The organism is Treponema bryantii (assembly GCF_900113965.1).
GTDB classification, from domain to species: domain Bacteria; phylum Spirochaetota; class Spirochaetia; order Treponematales; family Treponemataceae; genus Treponema_D; species Treponema_D bryantii_A.
In genome coordinates, this window is record NZ_FORI01000009.1 from 25779 (window position 1) to 46457 (window position 20679).

A 20679-nucleotide genomic window follows, 5' to 3' on the forward strand; every position below is an offset into this window, starting at 1 on the left:
ATCAGTATCCGTCAGACATCTCGCGGTTGGCATCCTTCTTACAAAGCTCATCATAAACAAGTGAGCGTTTGCGGAGTTCTTCTTTGAGTTCCTTAGGGAACGGCATATTACGCCAGAAGATTCCGCGAACATCTTTATCAAGACGCTGAACACCAGTCGATTCCTTTGTCATCCAGAGGATGTAATCTTCAATAAAGAATTCCTTTACATCACCCTTCAGCTTCATCTGGTCAAAGTGCTGGTAATACTGTCCTGTAAGACCTTCCTCCATCCAGTAATAAGAAGCCTTTTCCTTAGCAACCTGCCATCTTAAATCAGCAACTGCAGTAAGAACCGCAATCTTAAGGTCTTTAGGATACATTGGAACAACAATACGTCCACGGCTTGTTACGCGGTTATAGCGGTCAAACGGTTCCCAACAGAATCCGCGGTCGCCATAAGTTGGAACCAGCAGAACATAAGGAACAATTCGGTTTGGAATATTTTTATGGATTCGATGGAATACACCCGGATCCAGGCTTTCAATCCAGCGAAGTACATCAATTACATTTTCACGGGTACCAGTACCACGTTCTGTACAATGGTAGAATTCGCGTGTAAAAATCGGGAACTGATTACCACGGCGTCCAACTGTCATCTTTGCCATCTGACGTACAGTTTCAAACTCAATCTTAACAGCTTCTGTATCGTTAGTTGCCGCAGCAGCTCCACCACCCTGATTAATCTTGTCCTGAACGTTATCGTAAGTAGCTTTAGCCTCTTTGTATTCTTCAAGAACCTTAGAAAGCTCCTTATCATTCTTTGAAAGACGATGAAGAATATCTGTAATTTCAGGCAAAAGCTTTCTCTGCATTTCAGTATAACCGGCTGCATGATTATCAAGACCAAGGACTGCATTGTGCTCACAAAGATCTTCTATATCACGCTTAAGCTCGCCTTCAAGCATGCGGCGCTCATTTTCTTTGATGTTCAGAATGTTTTCTGTACTCTGCAGCTTTCCCGAGTTCTTTGACTGCAGCTGCATAAGTCGAGATTGTTCAGCAGAAGCAGCCTGATCAGGAGTCATATTGGCTGTTTTTACCTGCTTCTTTTCATCGGTTGCAGAATTGCCCATTCGGCCTGAAGCAATTTCTTTGAACCACTCATCAACATAAAGAATTGGCTCTGCTTCACGGTTTTCAAGAAAGACCTTAGAGAAAAACTCTTTTTGTTCCTGTTTGAAAAGAGATGGAAGAAGAACTCCGTAACGCACGAGCATCTTCTTTGGCATTGGAGTGTCAGGGTATCCCATTTTTCCAACCATACCACGGAGAAGCTCCCAGTACGAAGTTACAATCTGCTGACGGTAAACAGCACGGTCTTTCGGATCCTGACAGGTAAGATACTTTGAAAGAATCTGATGTACACGCTGTGCCGACTGATTTTCACCAGTAAGTGCAGTTTTATAATATGTTGTGTCGTTAAATACTTCTGAAGGGAATTCGTTTGTAAACTGTTCAATTGGTTCAAATTCCTTGCGGCTCAAATCAACATCATGAACAGATTTATTTGAAGAAGATGATGATGCTGTACTTGCCGAACTGGATTTTGAAGAACTGAAAGAAAAAGCCTTTGGAGTTTCTACAGGGGCGCTTTCAGCGGCTCCATCTCCTCCCGACTGTGATAAAAGTGCTGCAATCTCTGGATCCAAACCATCACTCATATGCATCATCTCCTGTAAAAACGTCTATAACATTATTATTATAAGCCATAACACCCATATTCGCAACTGTGATTTTCTCACAAACGCTGCCTAAATGCCGAAAACCTATTGCATAAAAAATCAAAATTCTGTAATATCTTTTTATTCCTTGGGGAATTAGCTCAGTTGGCTAGAGCATCGGCTTTGCAAGCCGAGGGTCAGGGGTTCGAGCCCCCTATTCTCCACTTAAGACCTGAAATCACTGGATTTCAGGTCTTTTTTTTGCCCTTTGAGATTTTTAAGAGTGATCAGGCATTGCGAATATCATCTATAACCTGCTGAATATGACTCATCTGTGTTTGGGTTAAATCTGTTACTTCAAGATACTGGCGTTCATCTTCGCCTAAAAGAAAGTCAGTGCTTACAGAAAAAAGATGTGCAATTTTAATAAGCATATCAATAGAAGGAAGTATATTATCATTTTCCCAATTCGATACACTCTGCTTAGAAACGCCCAGTCTTTCTGCAATTTCCACCTGGCTCATTCCCCTTGCAATTCGTAATTCTTTTATTCTTTCGCTAAGCACTTTAACACCATCGTCTTGTCAAAATATTACTTACTATAGTATTTCAAAATTTGACATTTCTAAAATACTAAAGTATTGTTATAATAGACTTCGTATGAAGCTTAAAAAATTAATCTGAGAGGTGTTTTATATGAAAAACACAAAATTGTTTTTGGGAATGCTCGTTGGAGCATTAGTAATTGGACTTGCATCTTGTAAACAGGCTGAAGGACCTCAGGATGTAAATATCGTGGACTATTATAAGAGTAGTGCAAGCTATGAATGTACTGCTACAGGAACATATAATTATGCTGGTTCACAGTATACAGTTGATTATGCATTTGTAGAAGTTTCGTGGAATTATCATAAAGACACAGACACAAATACTGATAAATATACAATATCTGGATATCTTTATGGAAAAACTGATGGAAGCACATCATACTCTGAAATATATTTTAGCAAAACCTTCTATAAGAAAGATGGAAAATGGTGTATAACAATATTAAATACAGACAATGGATTAGAATTGCATGATGTTTCTGCCCACTTCACTGGTAGCCCAACTGACAGTACATTCTCATACAAAGTTGATACAAGTGATATTTATGAGAGTGCAATGGATCTTACTTTCACAAGATTGTAATTATACTTTCAATAATTAATTAAGGAGATTTCTAATGAAAAAATACAATATATTTTTAGCAGTACTCTTTACTGCAGTTGTATTGAGTCTTTCTGCATGTAAACAACAGGCTGAAGTTATAGATGCAAATGTCGTAGATCATTATACAGATTATTACGATTATACATATAGTGTTTCCGGAACATTAAAAGATGGAAATACTACTTACACAGTCCTTGGTCAAGCCACATTCAACGGTTATACTAAGCCAACTGAAGATACTAATCTTTTGGATGTTTATTCAAACATTAGCATTACATTATTTGATGAAAATGGCAGTTATGTAACCTCTCGCTCTACATATACATATAACTATTCCCCAACTAAAAGCATCGGCCAGAATAATCTCGGTATAGATTATATGGGCATTTTAAATGGTAAACTTGTAACAGCAGTAAAAAAAGATGGCATAAAACAGTTTGACTCAACAGTATTTAACGGTACTTTTGACGATCCATCATTTACTTATTCTAATACTTATACTTATAACACTTATAATAGCAGCACAAGTTCATATGATACTTCTGCAGTTCAAGTAGCTTCGTTCACCTTTACAAAACTCTAATTTCTAAACGGAAGTTATAAGTAATTCAGGCCGCGCTCCATTTTATGGAACGCGGCTTTTTATTTTTTATATAACTCGAAATCAGCACTTTTCTTATTTTTTTAGCCTCGTTGTAAAAACTCGAAGAATTCATTATATTATTGAAGAAATATTATTTTTTATAAGAGTAAATCAGAAGGTAAGCCTAAAAATTGCTATTCGCAATTTTATTAACGGCTTGCTATTTATCAACGGCCGCCTACCGGGCAGCTGGGAACGCTAAAAGTTGTAATATTTTATAGGAGATAAATATATGGCAGACACAATGCATGCATTGGAAAAGAACCCTAAATGGAAGGGTCGTCGTGGTCCTGTTGTCCTGGTTATTATGGACGGCGTTGGATATGGTAAGTATGAAGAGGGAGATGCTGTTAAGGCTTCTAAAATGAAGTACCTGGACTGGTTTACTGCTAACTGCCCTCACACTAAGCTCAAGGCTCACGGAACTGCTGTTGGTCTTCCTACTGATGATGATATGGGTAACTCTGAGGTTGGTCACAACGCTATGGGTTGTGGTCGCGTTTTTGCTCAGGGTGCTAAGCTTGTTGGTGAATCTATTGCTTCTGGCAGCATGTTCGAAGGCGCTACCTGGAAGAAGCTTGTAAAGAATGTTCAGGACAAGGGAACTACTTTCCACCTTATTGGTCTTGTTTCTGATGGTAACGTTCACTCTCACATTGACCACCTTAAGGCTATGATTACTCAGGCTCACAAGGAAGGCATTAAGACTCTCCGCGTTCACGCTCTTCTTGATGGACGTGACGTTCCTCCTACATCTGCTCTTGAATATTTTGAGCCTCTTGAAAAATTCCTTGCTGAGTTCAGCGATGTTGATTATCAGATTGCTTCTGGTGGTGGACGTATGTACATCACTATGGACCGCTACGGTGCAGACTGGTCTATGGTAGAACGCGGCTGGCACGCTCACGTTTTGGCTGATGGCCGTCAGTTCGCTTCTGCTACAGAAGCTATCAATACTTACCGCAAGGAAAACGATGGTCTTCTGGATCAGGATATGCACGAGTTCGTTATCGCTAAAGACGGAAAGCCTGTTGGACCAATCGTTGACGGCGACTCTGTAATCTTCTTCAACTTCCGCGGTGACCGCTCTCTTGAAATTACTGCTGCTTTCGAAGAGGATAACTTTACTCACTTTGACCGCGTACGCCGCCCTGCTGTTGAATATGCAGGTATGATGGAATACGATGGTGATAACCACAAGCCGGCTCAGTTCCTCGTAAACCCACCTAGCATTGACCGCACAATGGGCGAATATCTTACAAAGACTGGTGTTCATCTTATGGCAATTTCTGAGACTCAGAAATATGGTCACGTTACTTACTTCTTCAACGGTAACCGCCCTGGTGAATTCGACAAGAATCTTGAAACATATATTGAAGTTCCATCTGATGTTGTTCCTTTCGAGCAGCGCCCATGGATGAAGTGTGCTGAAATTACTGACAAGGTAATTGAGGCTATTGAAAGCGGAAAATATGACCACATCCGCCTTAACTACCCTAACGGTGATATGGTAGGACACACTGGTGTATTCAACGCTGTTGTATGTTCTATGGAAGGTATGGACCTTCAGCTTGGCCGTCTTAAGACAGCTATTGAAAAGGCAGGCGGTATCCTCTGTCTCACAGCTGACCATGGTAACTCAGACGATATGTACGAGCACAAGAAGGACGGCTCTGTAGCTATGGGCGCAGACGGCGAACCAAAGCCAAAGACAAGCCACTCGCTCAACCCTGTTCCTGGCATCATCTACGACCCAGAGTACAAGGGAGAATACGAACTTGAACTCAACAGCGGTCTTGGTATTTCAAGCTGGCCTGCAACATTGATGACTTTGATGGGATTCGTTCCACCAAGTGATTATGATAAGTCAATGGTAAACTTGAAGTAAACTAAAAAATACGGTGGTTGAGTAGCCCGAAGGGCGTATCGAAACCACCGTTTACACTGAAAAAAACGGCAGTGGTTTCGATACACTCGCTTCGCGAGCACTCAACCACCGCCGTTTTTTTTATTTAACGTAAAACTTATTTGCACAATTCGCGATACTTCTGTGCCAGTCTCTTAGACTTCACTGCAGCAAGTCCACAGTAGTTGCTTGGATGTTCGAAGAAGTTTGCAGGATTCTCAACGCCGAGCTTTTCGAGCTGGGCTGTGATGTCTGCATATTCTTTTTCGTGAGTTTTGAGAACTTCGAAGAAAGTCTTTCCGCTCTGCTCTGCTTCGAGAGTAATCTTACGGATAATTTCGTGACCGTCGTTGTAGCCTGCTTCGCCAAGAAGGATGTAAGCAGGTTCAGCCAAAACACCACCGCGAACTTTTCCACCTGCATTTTCAAGATTACGTGCCATGCCTTCCTTATCAGCCTGAAGTCCCTTAACAACACTGTTCATACGGGCAACTGCCATTGTAAAGCCTGATACATAATCAGCAATAAAGCGCTGTGAAGCAGAGTTTGTAAGGTCACGCTGATGTTCAGAAATCTGATCCATATAGAAAGTGATTACGCGTGGACACATAGCCTTCCACAAAGACTTAACGTGCTCGCTGTTCCATGGGTTTCTCTTCTGAGGCATTGTTGAAGAACCAACCTGAGTTGCAGCAAAGTACTCGAATACTTCACCAATTTCAGAACGCTGAAGGTTGCGGAGGTCATCAGCAAGGTTTGCGATAATTCCGAATGCTACGTTCATCTCAAGCAAAAGGCGGAGAACGTATTCAGGTTCAACAAGCTGATTTGAATATTCAGATGGTGTGAGGCCTAGGAATTCAGTATATGTGCGCTCGAGTTCTTCTGGATCTTTTACGATCATAGATGGTCCGTTGTAAGAACCTACAGGGCCGGCAAGCTTTCCTACCAGCTGGTTAGACAATTCTTCAATGCGGAGAATTGACTTTCCAAGGCGGCTAACGAATTCAGCAATGCTCCATCCGAAAGTGATTGGAACAGCATGCTGTCCGTGTGTACGGCCAACCTGTGGTGTAGCGCATTCGCGTTCTGCAATGTCGCAGAGATAATTTTCAAGTTTCTTAAGTTCTGGAAGTACGACGTTCTGTGTTACATCACGCATACGGCAGCTGAGGGCTGTATCAAGAATATCAACCGACGTAGCACCAAGATGGATAAGAGGTCCGATTTCTGAATCAACCTTAGTCTTCATTACGTTTACAAGAGCACGGATATTGTGCTTTGTTTTCTCTTCTTCTGTGTAAACTTCCTGAGGATCAATGTTTGCAGCAACATCATCAAGAGTTTTTGCAATTTCATCAGTCAATTTTCCGCGAAGTTTAAGGTGAGCCTTTACGAGAGCAGCTTCACATTTTGCACAAGAGCGGATAGAAGCTTCTTCTGAAATGTACTTAGAAAGGCCGGCAAATGCATCGGCTTCCGACAAAGAGTATCTGTGATCGATACAAGAAAGGTTTTCAAAAATGTTTCGTGTTTCCATAGCGAGATTATAGCGAATTTTACAGATATGTGGAAGTTGCACAAATCTTTAAATATATTTAAGATGTCAAAATATAATAACGCCGGTCGTATGATCTGGCAGAAATTTTTATTATGTGAGGTACAACTATGACTATTAAACCTTTTGACTTTAAACTGAAAGACGGCCGCACTGCAACCATTCTTTCCCCACGTGAAGAAGATATCAATGGAGTAATTGAATATCTTAAAATTTCTGCCGGCGAAACCGAGTTTATTTTACGTTACCCGGAAGAATGCGATAAATATACCTACGAAGCAGAAAAAGCTCTTTTTGAGCGTAAGAATGCCTCTGAAGATGAAGCCATGCTGCTTTGCCTTGTAGATGGAAAAGTTGCCGGTAACTGTGGCATTCAGTTCAGCTCTCAATTAAAACTCAGACACCGCGCAGGTGTTGCAATTGCACTGTGCAAGGAATACTGGAATCTCGGAATCGGCACCCGTATGTTTGAAGAGATGGAAAAACTTGCGTTGAATAAGCCATATGTTCAGATTCTTGAACTTGATTTTGTTGAAGGAAATACTCGTGCCCGCGCCCTTTACGAAAAGATGGGATTCAAAATCATCGGTCGCCGTCCTTCTGCAATCTGCCTGAAAGACGGAACCTTGCTTGATGAATATATGATGCAGAAGAAGTTGTCAAGATAAGAAAGTCACTCGATAAATCTCGCTCTGAGGCATTCTTCCGATGAACCTAAACAAAGCGCTGCTGCGCTTTGTTTTTAACGGTTCTTCGATTGTAGCCTAATTCAATACTGTAAGCGGATTAATTGTTTTACCGTTCTTATAAACTGTAAAGTGGAGGTGTGGACCGGTACTCATACCTGTTGAACCTACATATCCGATTACAGTGTTTGTATAAACGAAATTACCTTTACGGCACGCAGTAGACTTCATGTGGCCGTAGAGGGTTTTATATCCTGAGTGGTGAGTAATAATTACATAGTTTCCGTAAGTTGCGTTGTATCCAACTGCAGAAACTGTTCCGTCCAGAGCAGCGTAAATTGGAGTTCCCTGAGAAACTGCCATATCAATACCACCATGGAAGGTACGTGAACCCGCATTAAATGGAGAATTACGCCAGCCGTAGTTAGATGAAAGCCAGTAGCGGGCATGGAGAGGCTTTTTGAAGAGATCTCCATTGATTTCCTGACGAGTTGCCCAGTCGAGCTCAGCATCAGGAACAAAAAGTGAAGTCCCAGCCTTAAGTTCTGTATCAAGGCTTACATAATTTGCACTTGCACACTTTTCGGCATTTACCTTATATTTTTCTGCAATAGTAGCAGGAGTTTCACCGTTTTTCTTTACTGTATATATGATTCCAGGCATTGAAGGAATTTTAAGATACTGTCCCGGCTGAATAAGACGGCTCTGCTTAATGTTATTTACACTGATAATTGTGTCCTGAGTTACATCAAAAGCATCAGCAATAAAGCCAATCATATCACCAGATTTAACACGATATGTCTGATATGTAATTACAGAAGAATCCGAATCAATTGAAGAAGCTGTATCAACTACAGAATCTACCTCTGCAAGGGCAGCATCTTCGGCACTTATATCTTTTTCAACAGAAGCAAGGAGTGATGAAAGGTTTTCCTCGTACTCAGGCTCGGCGGTAGTTTCAAGACCTCCGACACCATGGCGTGAATCAGGTCTGCGTGCTGTAATCAATACACAAGTAAGGAATACACCGGCACAAAAACCGAGAACAGAGAGGCATACAACTTGTATTGAATTAGATTTAAAGCTCATAACAACACTTTTTACCAATCTATTAATTATACACTGTATCTTTTCAGAAATAAAGCACTTTTTTGCGGCCGGTTTTTCTGAGGATTCAGCAGCATATTTTTCTGCCTGTATTGTAGCTTCACACTTTTTCAGTAACGATTTTTCACCTATTTTATCACTCATTTTTTACTAATCCCCACCAGATAAGTTTCAAACGATTCTGCACGACAGGCTTCTGGTTTAAAACCTTTTGCAGAAGTAAAGGTTTCACGCATAAGCTTTAAAAGTCTCTGCTGATCTCCATTCTGAAAGATTTTTACACAGAAATTTGCACCAGTTTTAAGCATTGTCTGAGCATACCATATAGCCATTTCAACAAGCTGCTCACTACGGGCAGTGTCTACAGTACGATTTCCTGTTGTTTTTGGAGCAGCATCACATACAACAAGGTCGTATGGACCGGCTTCCTTTATCTGATTACGGATTTCAGGTGCATTAAGGTCGCCCTGAATAAAAAGAAGATTATCACCTTTTACAGACTTTGAAAGAGGATTCAAATCGCAGGAAACAACCTTGCCGGTTCCCTCCATTTTGCGCAGTAAGAAAGTAGTCCAGCTGCCAGGAGCAGATCCCAAATCCAGAACGGTATAATTCTTCTTAATCATTCCAAATTTTTCGTCAATTTCCTTGAGCTTGTATACTGAACGCGCAGGATATCCTTCTGAGAAAGCTTTTTGAGACCAGTAATCAGGTTTTTCGTAACTGTTTTTAGGCATAATTAATTATCGGCATTAAAAAATGATTATTTAAACAAAATTAGAGTATTAAAGTTTGACCTTTACGTTGTTTCCAAGTGAATCTTCACTCTCTTTTACACCGCCGTCATCATTAAAGAAATCATTTACATTGATTGTGGGGTTCCCAGACTTTCGGCGGGCAAGGATTTTTCTGTAGATGCGAAGTACGCTTTCTTTGGGCTGCACAAAATCTTTATCGTGACTCAGGCAGAAGTTTGGTGCACTACTCTGTTCCATCCGTTTTATCATCTGCTCCAGAAGCTGAACGTTATACTCGCGGGCGTTCAGGCGGAAATGGCAGTAGGTGGCATCTCCAAGAAAAGCGTAATCTTTATATTCCAGAGCAAGAGCACCTTTTGAATGGCTCGAAGGAAAGGGATAGATTTTTATACCGTCGGAAAACTCGAGGTCCGAATCAACAATTGTTCCTACCCTTGTATATTTTTTTGTGTATTTTGTAACGTAAAGATTATCGTATTTGATTTTCAGAAGATTCAGAATATGGTCGGGATGAAAATGCGAAATAACGACATTCTTCTTCCCTTCCATATTATTGATGATTTCTGCCGCTTCCGAAGTAGTCCCCACATCGAAAATCCAGGTTGTCTCAGAGCCTTCCGGTTTTATAAAAACCACATCGCTTGAGATTGGAGTCTCAACTGAGGGGAGATAAGAGATTTCGGGGGTAATTTGGATTAAAGGCATCTTAATTATATGGATTGCTTCGCTGCGCTCGCAATGACGAAGCATTGTCGTCATTGCGAGGAGCGTAGCGACGTAGCAATCTATTTCTTAAGAAGAGCTGCGAACGGATTGTAAGTTTCTCCGTCATCATCCTGGCTGCTCATATACTGAGCGGCTGTGTCGTCCTGTTCTTTTGAAGTTGCTGTTGTCAAAGAGATTCTCTTGTTTGCAGCATCAACCTTTGTTACAACAACGCTCATTTCCTGACCAGGCTTATAAACCTTTTTGAGGTTTGTATTTGCACTGAGTCCTTCGAGCTCACTGATGTGAACAAGACCATCAATTCCCTTATCAAGATTTACAAAGAGACCGAAATCCATAATCTTACTGATTTTTCCGTTTACCTTTGTGCCTACTGGGAACTTGCTTGCAGCCTCTTCCCATGGATCAGCAAGAAGTGCTTTAAGGCTTACGCTTACACGCTCATTTTTCCAGTCTGTATGAATTACTTTTACGTTGAGTTCCTGACCAACTTCAACAACGTCTCCTGCATCAGAAACACGGTCAAAAGAAAGCTCGCTGATTGGAAGAAGTGCGCGGAAGCCCTGAATGTTTACAAAAGCACCAAACTTTTCAATGCTTTCAACAGTTGCACTTACAACTGCACCTTCTGTAATCTGTGCGGCAAGTTTTCCAAGAGAAGCTGCATATTCGCTTTCACCAATTTTGCGGTTACTTACAAGAATATTTTTTCCTTCGTTCTTATATTCAGTGATAATAAAGCTGAGTGTTTTTCCAACATAGAAAGCAGGCTCTTTTTTATCCTTAAAGCCCATCTGTGAATATGGACAGAAAGCACGCTTACCGCCTACCTTTACTTCAAAACCACCTTTGATTTCTGCTTCAACGTGACCTTCTACAGGAATGCCACCCTTGAAAGCATTTTCAATCATTGTATCATCAGCAGAGCTACCGCCGATTTTTGTTGTAAAGCGCATTTCTCCGCGAACTTCACCTGTAAAGAAAACCTTAAGTTTATCGCCTTCTTTTACGCTTACATTTCCTTCATCATCTTTAAACTCTGCAACATCAATTACGCCTTCTGACTTAGCGCTTAAATCAACAAAAACTGTAGTGTCTGTAACTGCAACAACTGTAGTTTCAAAGCTGTCGCCGATATTGAATTTATTAATCACTGTTTTTCTCCTTAATTTTCTTACTGCATAGTAATATAAATAGAAGAAATTTGAAATAGATTTCTGTAAATCGTTTTGGATTTTTTTTCTTTCTTATATTATAATGGAACGATATTATTAACAGAAACAGGAAAAAAGATGAAAGAAAAGTCACCTAAAGCCAAAAAATCACGTTCAGGAAATAAATCAAAAATAAAATTTAATTCTAAAAAGTTCTTTTTCTTCTTCTGTAGAATTGTTCCTTCACTTATTCTGACAGCGCTTTTTCTGCTGCCAATGGGAATGCAGAGCATCAGTCTTGGAGATGCCGAAAGTACAGCAAATCTTATTTACCCATATATGCTGCCATTTACCGGGGCCGATGTAATTCAGGAAAGTATTCTTCATATCGTTTACTTTATGATTTACTTTCTGCCTTTTACAGCCCTTTTTCTTTTGATTTCGATTTTTATTAAAGGTAAGGTAAATACAATTCTTTATGTGCTCACATATATCAGCCTTACCTTCTATTTATTCTGCTCGGTTACCTGCCTTGTAATTTTCGCAAACTGCTGGAGATGGTTCTTGCATCTGCCGGTCTGGGTATATGTTGCCTTTGGCTTTGCTTTTATCTCTCACGCCCTTATGTCGATTTTTGGAATTATGTTCCTGCGCGAGATGAATCCGGAATTTGCAGAATACAAAAAGCTTCAGGCAGAATCAAAACAGAAAACAAAGATTTCCATCAAAACAAAACTCACTCTAACTATCATCAGCGTTATTGCCGTTATCATGGTAATCTTTACAATTCTAATTCTTCACAGCTACAGAAAAATGTTTACAGAAGCTGTTAGTGATGTAGGCCGCTCGCAGGCAGAACAGACTTCTACTGTATATGATTCTGCAGACGGAAAATATGAAAAGATTGCTCCATACTTTACACAGCAGAAGGAAGCAAACAGTTATGCAGACTGCCCTTTTGAACGCATTGATATCATTACAGCAAGTGTACCGGGTTCAATCATATTCCAGAAAAATGGAGATAAAATCTCTTTTGGTCAGAATGAAGATGGATCAGAAATTAAGATAGAAGATATTGAATGGCCTGAGTATGATGTTTTCTCTTACACAACAGCAACCGGAAAAGTAAAGGATATTCGCCCGGAAGAAAAGAGAATTACCGCAGAACAGGGCCGAGAATATTTTACAAACTTCCAGAACGGCAATTATAAAAAGCAGCCTGTAATTGACGGTGAATACTGCAAGTACATTTACCCTGTTTCGTTTACACGCAAGGCCGGATTTAAGCTTGTTGGATTTTCTATTGTAACATACAAGACAGAAATCCTCATGCGCTCATATTTCCATGTTCAGGTTTATGTTTACACAATGGTTGTAATGTTCCTTTACATTGCAATTATTCTTGCGCTTTTCATCTCAGATTTTATTACAAACCCTCTGCTCTATCTGAAAACCAACGTACGAAAAACTGCAAATACTCTTGAAGAGATTCTGAATGGTAATTCTAAAATTACTGCAGAGCAGCTCACTTTTATTGACTCTATTAAAACCCGTGATGAAACTAAAGACCTTTCAAAAGAAATTAAAAACATGGTCGGAATCATCCGTGGAATTATTCCTTATATTTCCTTCTCTACCCTTCAGGCAGCAGATAAAGATATTAAGAAGACTACCAGTTCACGTGAACTATGTTTCCTTTTTACAGATATCCGCGGTTTTACAACTCTGTGCGAAGGTAAACCTCCTCGCGAAGTTGTAGAGATTCTCAATCACTATCTTGATATTGAAACTGAAATCATTCTTAACAACGGCGGTGATGTTGATAAGTTTGTTGGTGATGAAATGATGGCTTTCTTTGCCGGCCCGAAAAAGGAATACAACGCATGTAAGGCTGCAATGGAGATTCGCGCCGCTATGCGTGCTCAGCAGCAGCAGGCTCTTGCAGACGGCTCAGATTACATTTCTATGGGAATTGGTATTAACACCGGCCGCGTAATTTTTGGCTCAGTTGGAGCACGCAGCCGAATGGACTTTACTTCTATCGGCGATACAGTAAATCTTGCGGCACGACTTGAAAGTGCAAACAAGGCTTACGGTTCAAAGGCAATTATTACAGAAGCTGTTTTTGATAAGCTTAAAGATTCTTTTGTTTGCCGCGAGCTCGACTTTATCAAGGTAAAAGGAAAAAACGAGCCGGTTCGTATTTATGAAATTTTACAGACAAAGGCTGCAGCCGTAGACAAGCTTTTTGAAATCAAAGATTTGTTTGAAAAAGGTCTTGCGGCTTACAGAAAGCAGGACTGGGACAAGGCCGAAGAAATGTTCCAGCTGTGTAACGAAAAGTATCAGGACATGCCGTCTGTTGTATTCCTGGACCGCATCTCCCACTTTAAAACAAACCCACCTCCGAAGAAGTGGGATGGTGTTTTTGAGATGAAGGTTAAGTAATGCTGCATTTGTGCGTCATTGCGAGCGAAGCGAAGCAATCTAGATGCAATGGATTGCTTCGTCGCTTATGCTCCTCGCAATGACGTCAAAGACGTCACTCTTTTACTGCAATTCCGCAACCTGCGTGGTCGTTTTCCCAGTTCTGAGCAAGTCTCAAAATCTTCTTCTCGCTGAACATAGCACCGGCAAACTGCATACCAATCGGCATATTGTCTGCACCTGTGCGTCCGGCAGGAACGTTGATAGAAGGAATACGTGCAAGGTTTACGAAAGTTGTGTAAAGGTCTGAAAGGTACATCTCGAGCGGGCTGTCTACCTTTGCACCAAGTTTGAATGCAGCAGTTGGACAGGTTGGACAGAGAATGATGTCGTATTTTTCGAATACGGCAGCAACTTCACGCTGAATGCGGGCACGAACTGTCATACCCTTCTTATATGTATCTCCAGAGAACTGCTCTGAAAGAACGTAGTTACCAATTACAATACGGCGCTTAACTTCTGGGCCGAAACCTTCTGAACGGGTCTTTACATAAAGTTCATCATAGCCATGACCATCATCAACACGGCGGCCATAGCGGATACCATCAAAACGGCTAAGGTTTGATGCAGCTTCTGAAAGTGCAATTACATAGTAAGCAGCAATTGAAGCATCAAGGATTGGAAGGTCAACTTCTTCTACTGTTGCTCCCTTATCTGTGAACCACTTGCGAGTTTCTTCAAAGCATTTTACAACATCAGGATCAGCACCTTCTGTCTTAAGGAACTGCTTTGGAATTGCAATCTTAAGTGCTTTGAACTCTGCATCTGAGAGAGCCTCGAGCTTGTTCAAAGTTTTTCCTTCCGGCAAATCAGCTGATGTATCATCATACATATCTACACCGCACATAAGACTGAGCGGTTCAGCAATATCAGAAGGAGTATGTCCGAGAATACCAACCTGATCCAGAGATGAACCGTAAGCTACAACACCCCAGCGGCTGAGTACGCCATAAGTTGGCTTAAGACCGTAAATACCACAGTAGCTGGCTGGTAAACGAACTGAACCACCAGTTTCTGTACCAAGACCAAAGAGAGCCTGGTTTGCAGCAACAGCGGCAGCTGAACCACCTGAAGAACCACCAGATACAAACTCGCGGTTGATTGGGTTACGTGTAGGACCGTAGCTTGAGTATTCTGTAGAAGAACCCATAGCAAACTCATCCTGGTTACAGCGGCCAAGTGCAATTGCGCCGGCTTTTTCAAGGCGGTCAATTACAGTTGCATTATATGGAGCTACATAGCCTTCGAGAATCTTAGAAGCACAGGTAAGGCGGTGGCCCTTTGAGTTGATGTTGTCTTTATTAGCAAATGGAATTCCAAGCAATGGCTTTTCTTCAAAAAGCTTATCGATGTTTCCGGCAGCGCGGGCAGCTTCAATTTCCTTATCAGCAGCCTGTGCCTTTTCTACTGCATCTTCATAAAGTTCGATAAATGCGTTAAGAGGAATTGGTGCAGACTTATCTTTTTCAAATGTTTCAACTGCACTGCGAACAAGTTTTTCGCTGGTTGTTTCGCCGCTTTTAAGAGCAGCGCGTGTTTCTTTTATAGTATAGTACATATTTTATTCTCCTACATCGGTTCCGCGGCGCTCGCATAGTCTCGCGCCGAGCCATTCTTTCGATGAACCTAAAAAAGCCCGCTGTCGCAGCCTTTTTTTTAACGGTTCTTCGATTTTAGGCACCCTCTCCCAAAACTTTTGGAACCTGGAAGTAGCCGTCCATGAAGTTTTCTGAAACTTTCTTAACGTCGCTGATTTCAAGTCCTTCTACAACTGTATCGTCACGAAGCTTGTCTGCCTCGGTTCTAGGATATGCGTCATATGGATTTTCACTGTCATCATATTTGGAGAGAATATCAAAATAACCAACGATATCATCTACCTGTTTTTTCAAAGTCTCCATATTAGTACTTTCAGGAGACAAACGACTTAAATAAAGCAGATTCTCAAGAGTCTGCGCGTCAATTTCTTTATGCTGTGTTGCCATAGAGTCTATTATAGTAGAAATTGTGTTTTTAGTGAATATACTATAAAATCTTAAACCATGGATACACGATTTATTTTAGAACTGATTGGTTATACAGGCTCGCTGCTGGTTATTGTTTCTATGCTGATGACATCGGTAGTGAAGCTGAGAATTATTAATACTGTGGGCAGTGTGATTTTCTGCGGGTATGCAATTGCTATTCATTCTTACCCAACTGCCGCAATGCAGATTTGTCTGATTATTATTAATATGATTAATCTTTACAAGCTGAATAATACAAAGAAGGAATATGCTGCAGTTGGAGTAAATGCTAACGACGGCTTCCTTGCTCACTTTTTGTTTGCAAATAGCAGTGACATCAAAAAGTTTTTCCCGGATTTTTCTAACGCTTCAGAAAATGACAAAATCTTTTTGATTACCTGTGGTCAGGTTCCTGCCGGAGTTTTTATTGCTCAGGAAGACGGGGCTGACTCTCTTTGCGTAAAGCTTGATTACACTACTCCGGCTTACCGCGACTGTTCTGCGGGTAAGTTTATGTTCTCACATCTGCATCATCTTGGAATCAAAAAGATTACTGCAGAAACAAAAATCCCCGCTCATGAAAAGTATCTTCGTAAGATGGGCTTTTCAGCAAACGGGGATTATTTTACAAAGAATCTGTAGATGCTGAAACAAGTTCAGCATGACGATGTCATTACTAAACAAGTTCAGCATGACGATGTCATTACTAAATAAGTTCAGCATGACGATGTCATTCCGAACTTGTTTCGGAATCTATACTGTGAACTGGCCGATCTGTTCTCCGATGTCTGTGATGGAATCTTTCATTTCATCTGAAATCTGAGACAGTTCTGCTCCACTCTCATTAATCTTGTGGGCACCGGCAGACATTTCATCCATACTGTTTTTCATAACAGAAGATGATTCCTGCAGGCTCGCAATATTTCTAAAGATAAGCTTATTACCTTCAATCATTTCCTGAGCAGAATTACTTACTTCAGAAGTACTCATGTTCATAACGCGAAGGGTTTCAATAACCTGCTTTGAACCTTCATTCTGCTCGGCCATAGCAGTTTTGATTTCATTAACAAGCTGATTTGTATTATCAATTTCGTGAGATACACCGGCAAAGGCACGGCTAGATTCCTGAGACTCTTCAACAACCTCCAGAATAGAAGCCTGAATACTGTTCAGCTGATCTCCGATAGTCTTAGACTGTTCAGTTGAAGTTTCTGAAAGCTTACGGATTTCATCTGCAACGACAGCAAATCCCTTACCTGCTTCACCCGCATGAGCCGCTTCGATTGCCGCGTTCATAGCAAGAAGGTTTGTCTGTTCGGCAATATTTGCAATTGCCTGGTTAGCTTCCTGAAGCATCTTTGACTTATCTTCGATCTGATAAATCTTTTCGTTTACGGCAGCCTGCTTAGCCTGACCAGACTGAGCCTGCTTTTCAAGCTGATTAAAGGATTCAGCCATTTTATCTACAGAGTTATTTACAGACTGAATGTTTCCAACCATCTGTTCAACTGCAGAAGAAGCCTCTGATACTCCATCAGCCTGCTGACGAATCATTCGTTCAAGGGAATCAATATTTGCGGCAATCTCATTTACAGCACCTGCAGTTTCCTGAACGTTCTGTGTCTGCTGATTAATCTGAGAATGTACGGCATCAATATGTGAAATAATCTGAGTGATAGCGCTGGCAGTATTTTGTGTACTTGAAGTCATACTGTTACCAACGTTGCTCAGGTTCTGTTCAGAAGATTTCAAGTTCTCAATAATTCCCTGAAGCTTTTCAATGAACAGATTTTCATTTTCAACAAGACTTTCGAAAACCTTGAACATTGATTTTCCACGCAGAGTAACACGCTTTGTAAGATCTGCATTTCCTGAACTTAAATCGCAAACAGCATCATTAAGAATATTAAGATGATTTATCATCGCAAGAATTTGAGTAGCAAGGAAAACGATGATGAGAATAGTAACAATTCCGGCGATAAGAGCTGTACGACCATTTGCAACAAAATCTTTCATTGTATATGGCTTTTCCATTGCAATATGCCAGCTTACAAGAGGAATTGCGGCAAGGACAAAATCACTTGAAATGTTTGATTCAAAAGAAATATCCTTTGGCATAAAATCAAAATCTGAAAGCTCTGGCATTCGCTCTAAAATAGGAAGTTTCTTTTCAACAATTGAATCATCAAGAGCGCCTGTAATTTCCTGTGCATCATTGAAGAGATACATTGTGATAGCAGGATCCAGTCCATCATACATTTCATTAATCATGCTTGTAAGAGGAATACCGGTTCCTAGCATACCGATTGATTTTCCGTTTTCTTTTACTACAGCATTTACCCAAAGGTTAGTTTGCTTGAGCTGTGGATTATAGTTTATGTTGAAGTTATAGACATCGGTCTCATACATGGTCATGTTGTACCAGTAATCATTCGGATCTGCCGGATTTACAACATAACTTGGCTGCATATCACTCCAGAACATCTTATCAACATCTGATACCCAGAAAATTGATTTTGATTTAAATGATTCTTTGAATACTTCAAGATCCTTAAAAGCCGTTGCCTTAATTTCCTCATCATATGGATTTTTAAGATACTCTTTTACGGCAGGCATTCTCAGCAGCTGAAGAACCAGGGTAAGCTGCTCATTCATAGATGTTTCAAACTTCGCTCTTTTTACACGAGCTTCCATCTCCATTTCTGCATAGGCATTAGTTCGTGCATGGTTACGGGCAACACTTCTAATCAAAGTAAAAAGGCCAACTGCCCCCAAAAAGCAAACAATAGCAACAATTATTGTAGCTTTTTTCAATTTAACGTTCATACAGACTCCCCTAAATTATAATAATCCTAATATACAATAATATTTTATTACCGCTTATAAAAATAAGCAAATCTTTATTGATTCTTATAACAAGTCTTTTATATTTGAATAAGAAAGCTCCCTTATTTGCCTGTGTTATAGTGTTGGTATATAATAGAAAAAACGCGAGGAAAATATGGCAGATTTCAAAAAAAATGACTTTTCGGTGGCAGATTTTTCGCTAGCCGCAGTTTTTTCTGATCACATGGTATTGCAGAGAAATAAATATGTAGCTGTGTTCGGCAATGCTAAGGACGGCATTGTAATTAAGGTCTCTCTTTGTAATGAGAAGGGTACGGTGATTGCAGAGAACTCTACTCTGTCTGAGAACGGCCGCTGGCTTGTTGAGTTAGAGCCGCAGAGTGCACAAACTGGCTGTTCATTGTGCGTTACTGATGGAAAAGAAAAAATCTGTTTTTCTGATATTGCTATTGGTGAAGTCTGGCTGGCAGGCGGTCAGAGTAATATGGAGTTTGAACTTCAGAACTGTACAGAAGGACCGGATGAATTAAAAGATGATAAGGCCGGTAAGAACGTTCGTTTTTATTATACCAATAAGATTGGCTGGATGGATGAGAAGTTTTTCGAAGCCGAGCGAAACACCTGCTGGCAGACCTGGGAAAGCCCTTCGCGTGGAGCATGGTCTGCAGTGGGCTACTTTTTTGCAAAGAAGCTTGCAGAAGATTTGGACTGTGTTGTAGGCGTAATTGGCTGTAACTGGGGTGGAACCTCGGCAAGTGCCTGGATGAGCCGAGAATATCTTGAAGCTGACAGAGACCTGAATACTTATCTTTCCGACTATGAAAATGCAGTAAGTGGAAAATCCATAGAACAGCAGTGCAAAGAATATGATGACTATGAAATAGAAAATGCAAAATGGCAGGAAGGCTTTTCAAAGCTCTGGGAAAAAGACCATGAAATTACCTGGGAAGCAGCAGAAAAGATTCTTGGTAAGAATCCATGGCCGGGTCCTGCTTCCTGCAAAAATCCTTACCGCCCTACCGGGCTTTATGATTGTATGCTTGCCCGTATTATGCCATATACTCTGAAAGGTGTTATCTGGTATCAGGGAGAAAGTGATGATCATAAGCCACGTTCTTATGCAAAGCTCTTTACCTCTATGATTGAAAACTGGCGTTGCGATTTTAAGGATGCTGATTTACCTTTTGTCTTTGTTCAGCTTCCGGTACACCGCTATCAGGCTGATCCTGATTATAAGCACTGGTGTATTGTTCGTGAGCAGCAGGCAAAGGTTCATGCGAGTGTAAAAAATACGTGGCTGACAGGCTGTTTTGATTTAGGACAGTTTAGTGATATTCATCCTCGTGCAAAAAAAGTCCTTGCTGAAAGAATGGAAAAGAACGCTCTGGCAAATGTATATAAGATTATTCCTTCTGTTGATGCTGGAGCTCCACAACTTGAAGGCTGTCATGCTTTATATTCAGAAACTGACGGTGGCCGCCTTGTACTAACCTTCTCTAATGCACCAACAGGCTTTGAAGTTCGCGCAGATGAAGTACGTCTCGAAGAATACAAAAAGATGGAAGCTAATCAGGATATAACTGTAGCAGAAGATTTTACAGGTTTTGAAATTGCAGGAAGCGACGGTGTGTGGTACCCGGCAAAGTTTGCATTCGGCGGAACTGACGGAAAACAAAACACAATTGTTCTGTGCAGCGAAAAAGTTAGCCGCCCGCTTGCTGCACGTTACGGCTGGTATAATTACGGACCTGTTACAATTTATGGAAAGAACGGTCTTCCACTCTGCCCTTTCCAGACCGGCAGCATAAAAGCAGAAGGCGGTGACGGGCACGCAAAGATTCAGCAGATAATGACGGTATGAGAAAAGAACAACACCGGTGGTTGAGC

At 40.9% G+C, this 20679-nt stretch carries 17 protein-coding genes and 1 tRNA gene; 8 read left to right on the forward strand and 10 right to left on the reverse strand.

Going from position 1 to position 20679, the window contains the following annotated elements:
• Window position 1: 1 nt before the first annotated feature.
• Window positions 2-1702, reverse strand: a complete 1701-nt coding sequence (locus BM161_RS11630) for a hypothetical protein (protein WP_177206239.1) — start codon at window positions 1700-1702, stop codon at window positions 2-4.
• Between the two features lie 150 nt (window positions 1703-1852).
• Between BM161_RS11630 and BM161_RS11635 the strand changes: the two genes are divergently transcribed.
• A tRNA-Ala gene (locus tag BM161_RS11635) sits at window positions 1853-1926 on the forward strand.
• 63 nt (window positions 1927-1989) lie between these two features.
• On the opposite strand, the gene BM161_RS11640 is transcribed toward BM161_RS11635, so the two are convergent.
• Window positions 1990-2268: a helix-turn-helix transcriptional regulator gene (locus tag BM161_RS11640; protein ID WP_074932897.1), complete on the reverse strand. Its 279-nt coding sequence runs from the start codon at window positions 2266-2268 to the stop codon at window positions 1990-1992.
• Window positions 2269-2413: 145 nt separating this feature from the next.
• Between BM161_RS11640 and BM161_RS11645 the strand changes: the two genes are divergently transcribed.
• The 3 genes from BM161_RS11645 to gpmI all read left to right on the forward strand — a co-directional run bounded on the left by BM161_RS11645 (window position 2414) and on the right by gpmI (window position 5445).
• Window positions 2414-2893 carry a hypothetical protein gene (locus BM161_RS11645; protein ID WP_143090557.1) on the forward strand — a complete coding sequence of 160 codons (480 nt, stop codon included), beginning with the start codon at window positions 2414-2416 and terminating at the stop codon, window positions 2891-2893.
• Window positions 2894-2927: 34 nt separating this feature from the next.
• Entirely contained in the window at window positions 2928-3497 is a 570-nt protein-coding gene (locus BM161_RS11650; protein ID WP_074932900.1) for a hypothetical protein, read from the forward strand.
• A 292-nt stretch (window positions 3498-3789) separates the two neighbouring features.
• Window positions 3790-5445 (forward strand): 2,3-bisphosphoglycerate-independent phosphoglycerate mutase, encoded by a 1656-nt coding sequence (gene gpmI / locus BM161_RS11655; RefSeq protein ID WP_074932902.1) that lies wholly within the window; start codon window positions 3790-3792, stop codon window positions 5443-5445.
• 136 nt (window positions 5446-5581) lie between these two features.
• Here the strand turns inward: gpmI and BM161_RS11660 are convergent, their stop codons facing one another.
• Entirely contained in the window at window positions 5582-7003 is a 1422-nt protein-coding gene (locus BM161_RS11660; RefSeq protein ID WP_074932903.1) for a lyase family protein, read from the reverse strand.
• A 128-nt stretch (window positions 7004-7131) separates the two neighbouring features.
• Between BM161_RS11660 and BM161_RS11665 the strand changes: the two genes are divergently transcribed.
• A complete protein-coding gene (locus tag BM161_RS11665; protein ID WP_074932904.1) occupies window positions 7132-7689 on the forward strand; it encodes a GNAT family N-acetyltransferase in 558 nt (185 codons plus the stop codon).
• A gap of 96 nt (window positions 7690-7785) precedes the next feature.
• Here the strand turns inward: BM161_RS11665 and BM161_RS11670 are convergent, their stop codons facing one another.
• The 4 genes from BM161_RS11670 to BM161_RS11685 form a co-directional block, all read right to left on the reverse strand.
• Window positions 7786-8958 carry a M23 family metallopeptidase gene (locus tag BM161_RS11670; protein WP_244882830.1) on the reverse strand — a complete coding sequence of 391 codons (1173 nt, stop codon included), beginning with the start codon at window positions 8956-8958 and terminating at the stop codon, window positions 7786-7788.
• Window positions 8955-9551, reverse strand: coding sequence for an SAM-dependent methyltransferase (locus tag BM161_RS11675; protein WP_074932905.1), 597 nt, complete (start codon window positions 9549-9551; stop codon window positions 8955-8957). Before BM161_RS11675 ends, BM161_RS11670 begins: the two co-directional genes overlap by 4 nt.
• A 48-nt stretch (window positions 9552-9599) precedes the next feature.
• Window positions 9600-10277: an MBL fold metallo-hydrolase gene (locus BM161_RS11680; protein WP_143090558.1), complete on the reverse strand. Its 678-nt coding sequence runs from the start codon at window positions 10275-10277 to the stop codon at window positions 9600-9602.
• Window positions 10278-10357: 80 nt separating this feature from the next.
• Window positions 10358-11452, reverse strand: coding sequence for a 30S ribosomal protein S1 (locus BM161_RS11685; RefSeq protein WP_074932908.1), 1095 nt, complete (start codon window positions 11450-11452; stop codon window positions 10358-10360).
• A 138-nt stretch (window positions 11453-11590) separates the two neighbouring features.
• On the opposite strand from BM161_RS11685, the gene BM161_RS11690 reads away from it, so the two are divergent.
• Entirely contained in the window at window positions 11591-13900 is a 2310-nt protein-coding gene (locus BM161_RS11690; protein ID WP_074932909.1) for an adenylate/guanylate cyclase domain-containing protein, read from the forward strand.
• A 94-nt stretch (window positions 13901-13994) separates the two neighbouring features.
• On the opposite strand, the gene gatA is transcribed toward BM161_RS11690, so the two are convergent.
• Together gatA and gatC are read right to left on the reverse strand one after the other, a co-directional pair.
• Complete coding sequence (gene gatA / locus BM161_RS11695; RefSeq protein ID WP_074932911.1) at window positions 13995-15497, reverse strand: Asp-tRNA(Asn)/Glu-tRNA(Gln) amidotransferase subunit GatA; 1503 nt, start codon at window positions 15495-15497, stop codon at window positions 13995-13997.
• 115 nt (window positions 15498-15612) lie between these two features.
• Complete coding sequence (gene gatC, locus BM161_RS11700; protein WP_074932912.1) at window positions 15613-15924, reverse strand: Asp-tRNA(Asn)/Glu-tRNA(Gln) amidotransferase subunit GatC; 312 nt, start codon at window positions 15922-15924, stop codon at window positions 15613-15615.
• A 57-nt stretch (window positions 15925-15981) separates the two neighbouring features.
• Between gatC and BM161_RS11705 the strand changes: the two genes are divergently transcribed.
• On the forward strand, window positions 15982-16587 hold the full coding sequence (locus BM161_RS11705; protein WP_074932914.1) for a YgjV family protein: 606 nt from the start codon (window positions 15982-15984) through the stop codon (window positions 16585-16587).
• A gap of 111 nt (window positions 16588-16698) precedes the next feature.
• Here BM161_RS11705 and BM161_RS11710 read toward each other — a convergent pair whose 3' ends face one another.
• Window positions 16699-18771, reverse strand: coding sequence for a methyl-accepting chemotaxis protein (locus tag BM161_RS11710; protein ID WP_074932915.1), 2073 nt, complete (start codon window positions 18769-18771; stop codon window positions 16699-16701).
• A 175-nt stretch (window positions 18772-18946) separates the two neighbouring features.
• Between BM161_RS11710 and BM161_RS11715 the strand changes: the two genes are divergently transcribed.
• Window positions 18947-20653 carry a sialate O-acetylesterase gene (locus tag BM161_RS11715; RefSeq protein WP_074932917.1) on the forward strand — a complete coding sequence of 569 codons (1707 nt, stop codon included), beginning with the start codon at window positions 18947-18949 and terminating at the stop codon, window positions 20651-20653.
• Window positions 20654-20679 lie beyond the last annotated feature (26 nt).

What these genes read in the sequence shown, in the direction of transcription:
- BM161_RS11705 (WP_074932914.1), top strand. Translation starts at nt 15,982, where the DNA reads ATGGATACACGATTTATTTTAGAACTGATTGGTTATACAGGCTCGCTG.
- BM161_RS11715 (WP_074932917.1), top strand. Translation starts at nt 18,947, where the DNA reads ATGGCAGATTTCAAAAAAAATGACTTTTCGGTGGCAGATTTTTCGCTA.
- BM161_RS11665 (WP_074932904.1), top strand. Translation starts at nt 7,132, where the DNA reads ATGACTATTAAACCTTTTGACTTTAAACTGAAAGACGGCCGCACTGCA.
- BM161_RS11630 (WP_177206239.1), bottom strand. Translation starts at nt 1,702, where the DNA reads ATGAGTGATGGTTTGGATCCAGAGATTGCAGCACTTTTATCACAGTCG.
- gatC (WP_074932912.1), bottom strand. Translation starts at nt 15,924, where the DNA reads ATGGCAACACAGCATAAAGAAATTGACGCGCAGACTCTTGAGAATCTG.
- BM161_RS11690 (WP_074932909.1), top strand. Translation starts at nt 11,591, where the DNA reads ATGAAAGAAAAGTCACCTAAAGCCAAAAAATCACGTTCAGGAAATAAA.
- BM161_RS11710 (WP_074932915.1), bottom strand. Translation starts at nt 18,771, where the DNA reads ATGAACGTTAAATTGAAAAAAGCTACAATAATTGTTGCTATTGTTTGC.
- gatA (WP_074932911.1), bottom strand. Translation starts at nt 15,497, where the DNA reads ATGTACTATACTATAAAAGAAACACGCGCTGCTCTTAAAAGCGGCGAA.
- gpmI (WP_074932902.1), top strand. Translation starts at nt 3,790, where the DNA reads ATGGCAGACACAATGCATGCATTGGAAAAGAACCCTAAATGGAAGGGT.
- BM161_RS11670 (WP_244882830.1), bottom strand. Translation starts at nt 8,958, where the DNA reads ATGAGTGATAAAATAGGTGAAAAATCGTTACTGAAAAAGTGTGAAGCT.
- BM161_RS11675 (WP_074932905.1), bottom strand. Translation starts at nt 9,551, where the DNA reads ATGCCTAAAAACAGTTACGAAAAACCTGATTACTGGTCTCAAAAAGCT.
- BM161_RS11680 (WP_143090558.1), bottom strand. Translation starts at nt 10,277, where the DNA reads ATGCCTTTAATCCAAATTACCCCCGAAATCTCTTATCTCCCCTCAGTT.
- BM161_RS11660 (WP_074932903.1), bottom strand. Translation starts at nt 7,003, where the DNA reads ATGGAAACACGAAACATTTTTGAAAACCTTTCTTGTATCGATCACAGA.
- BM161_RS11650 (WP_074932900.1), top strand. Translation starts at nt 2,928, where the DNA reads ATGAAAAAATACAATATATTTTTAGCAGTACTCTTTACTGCAGTTGTA.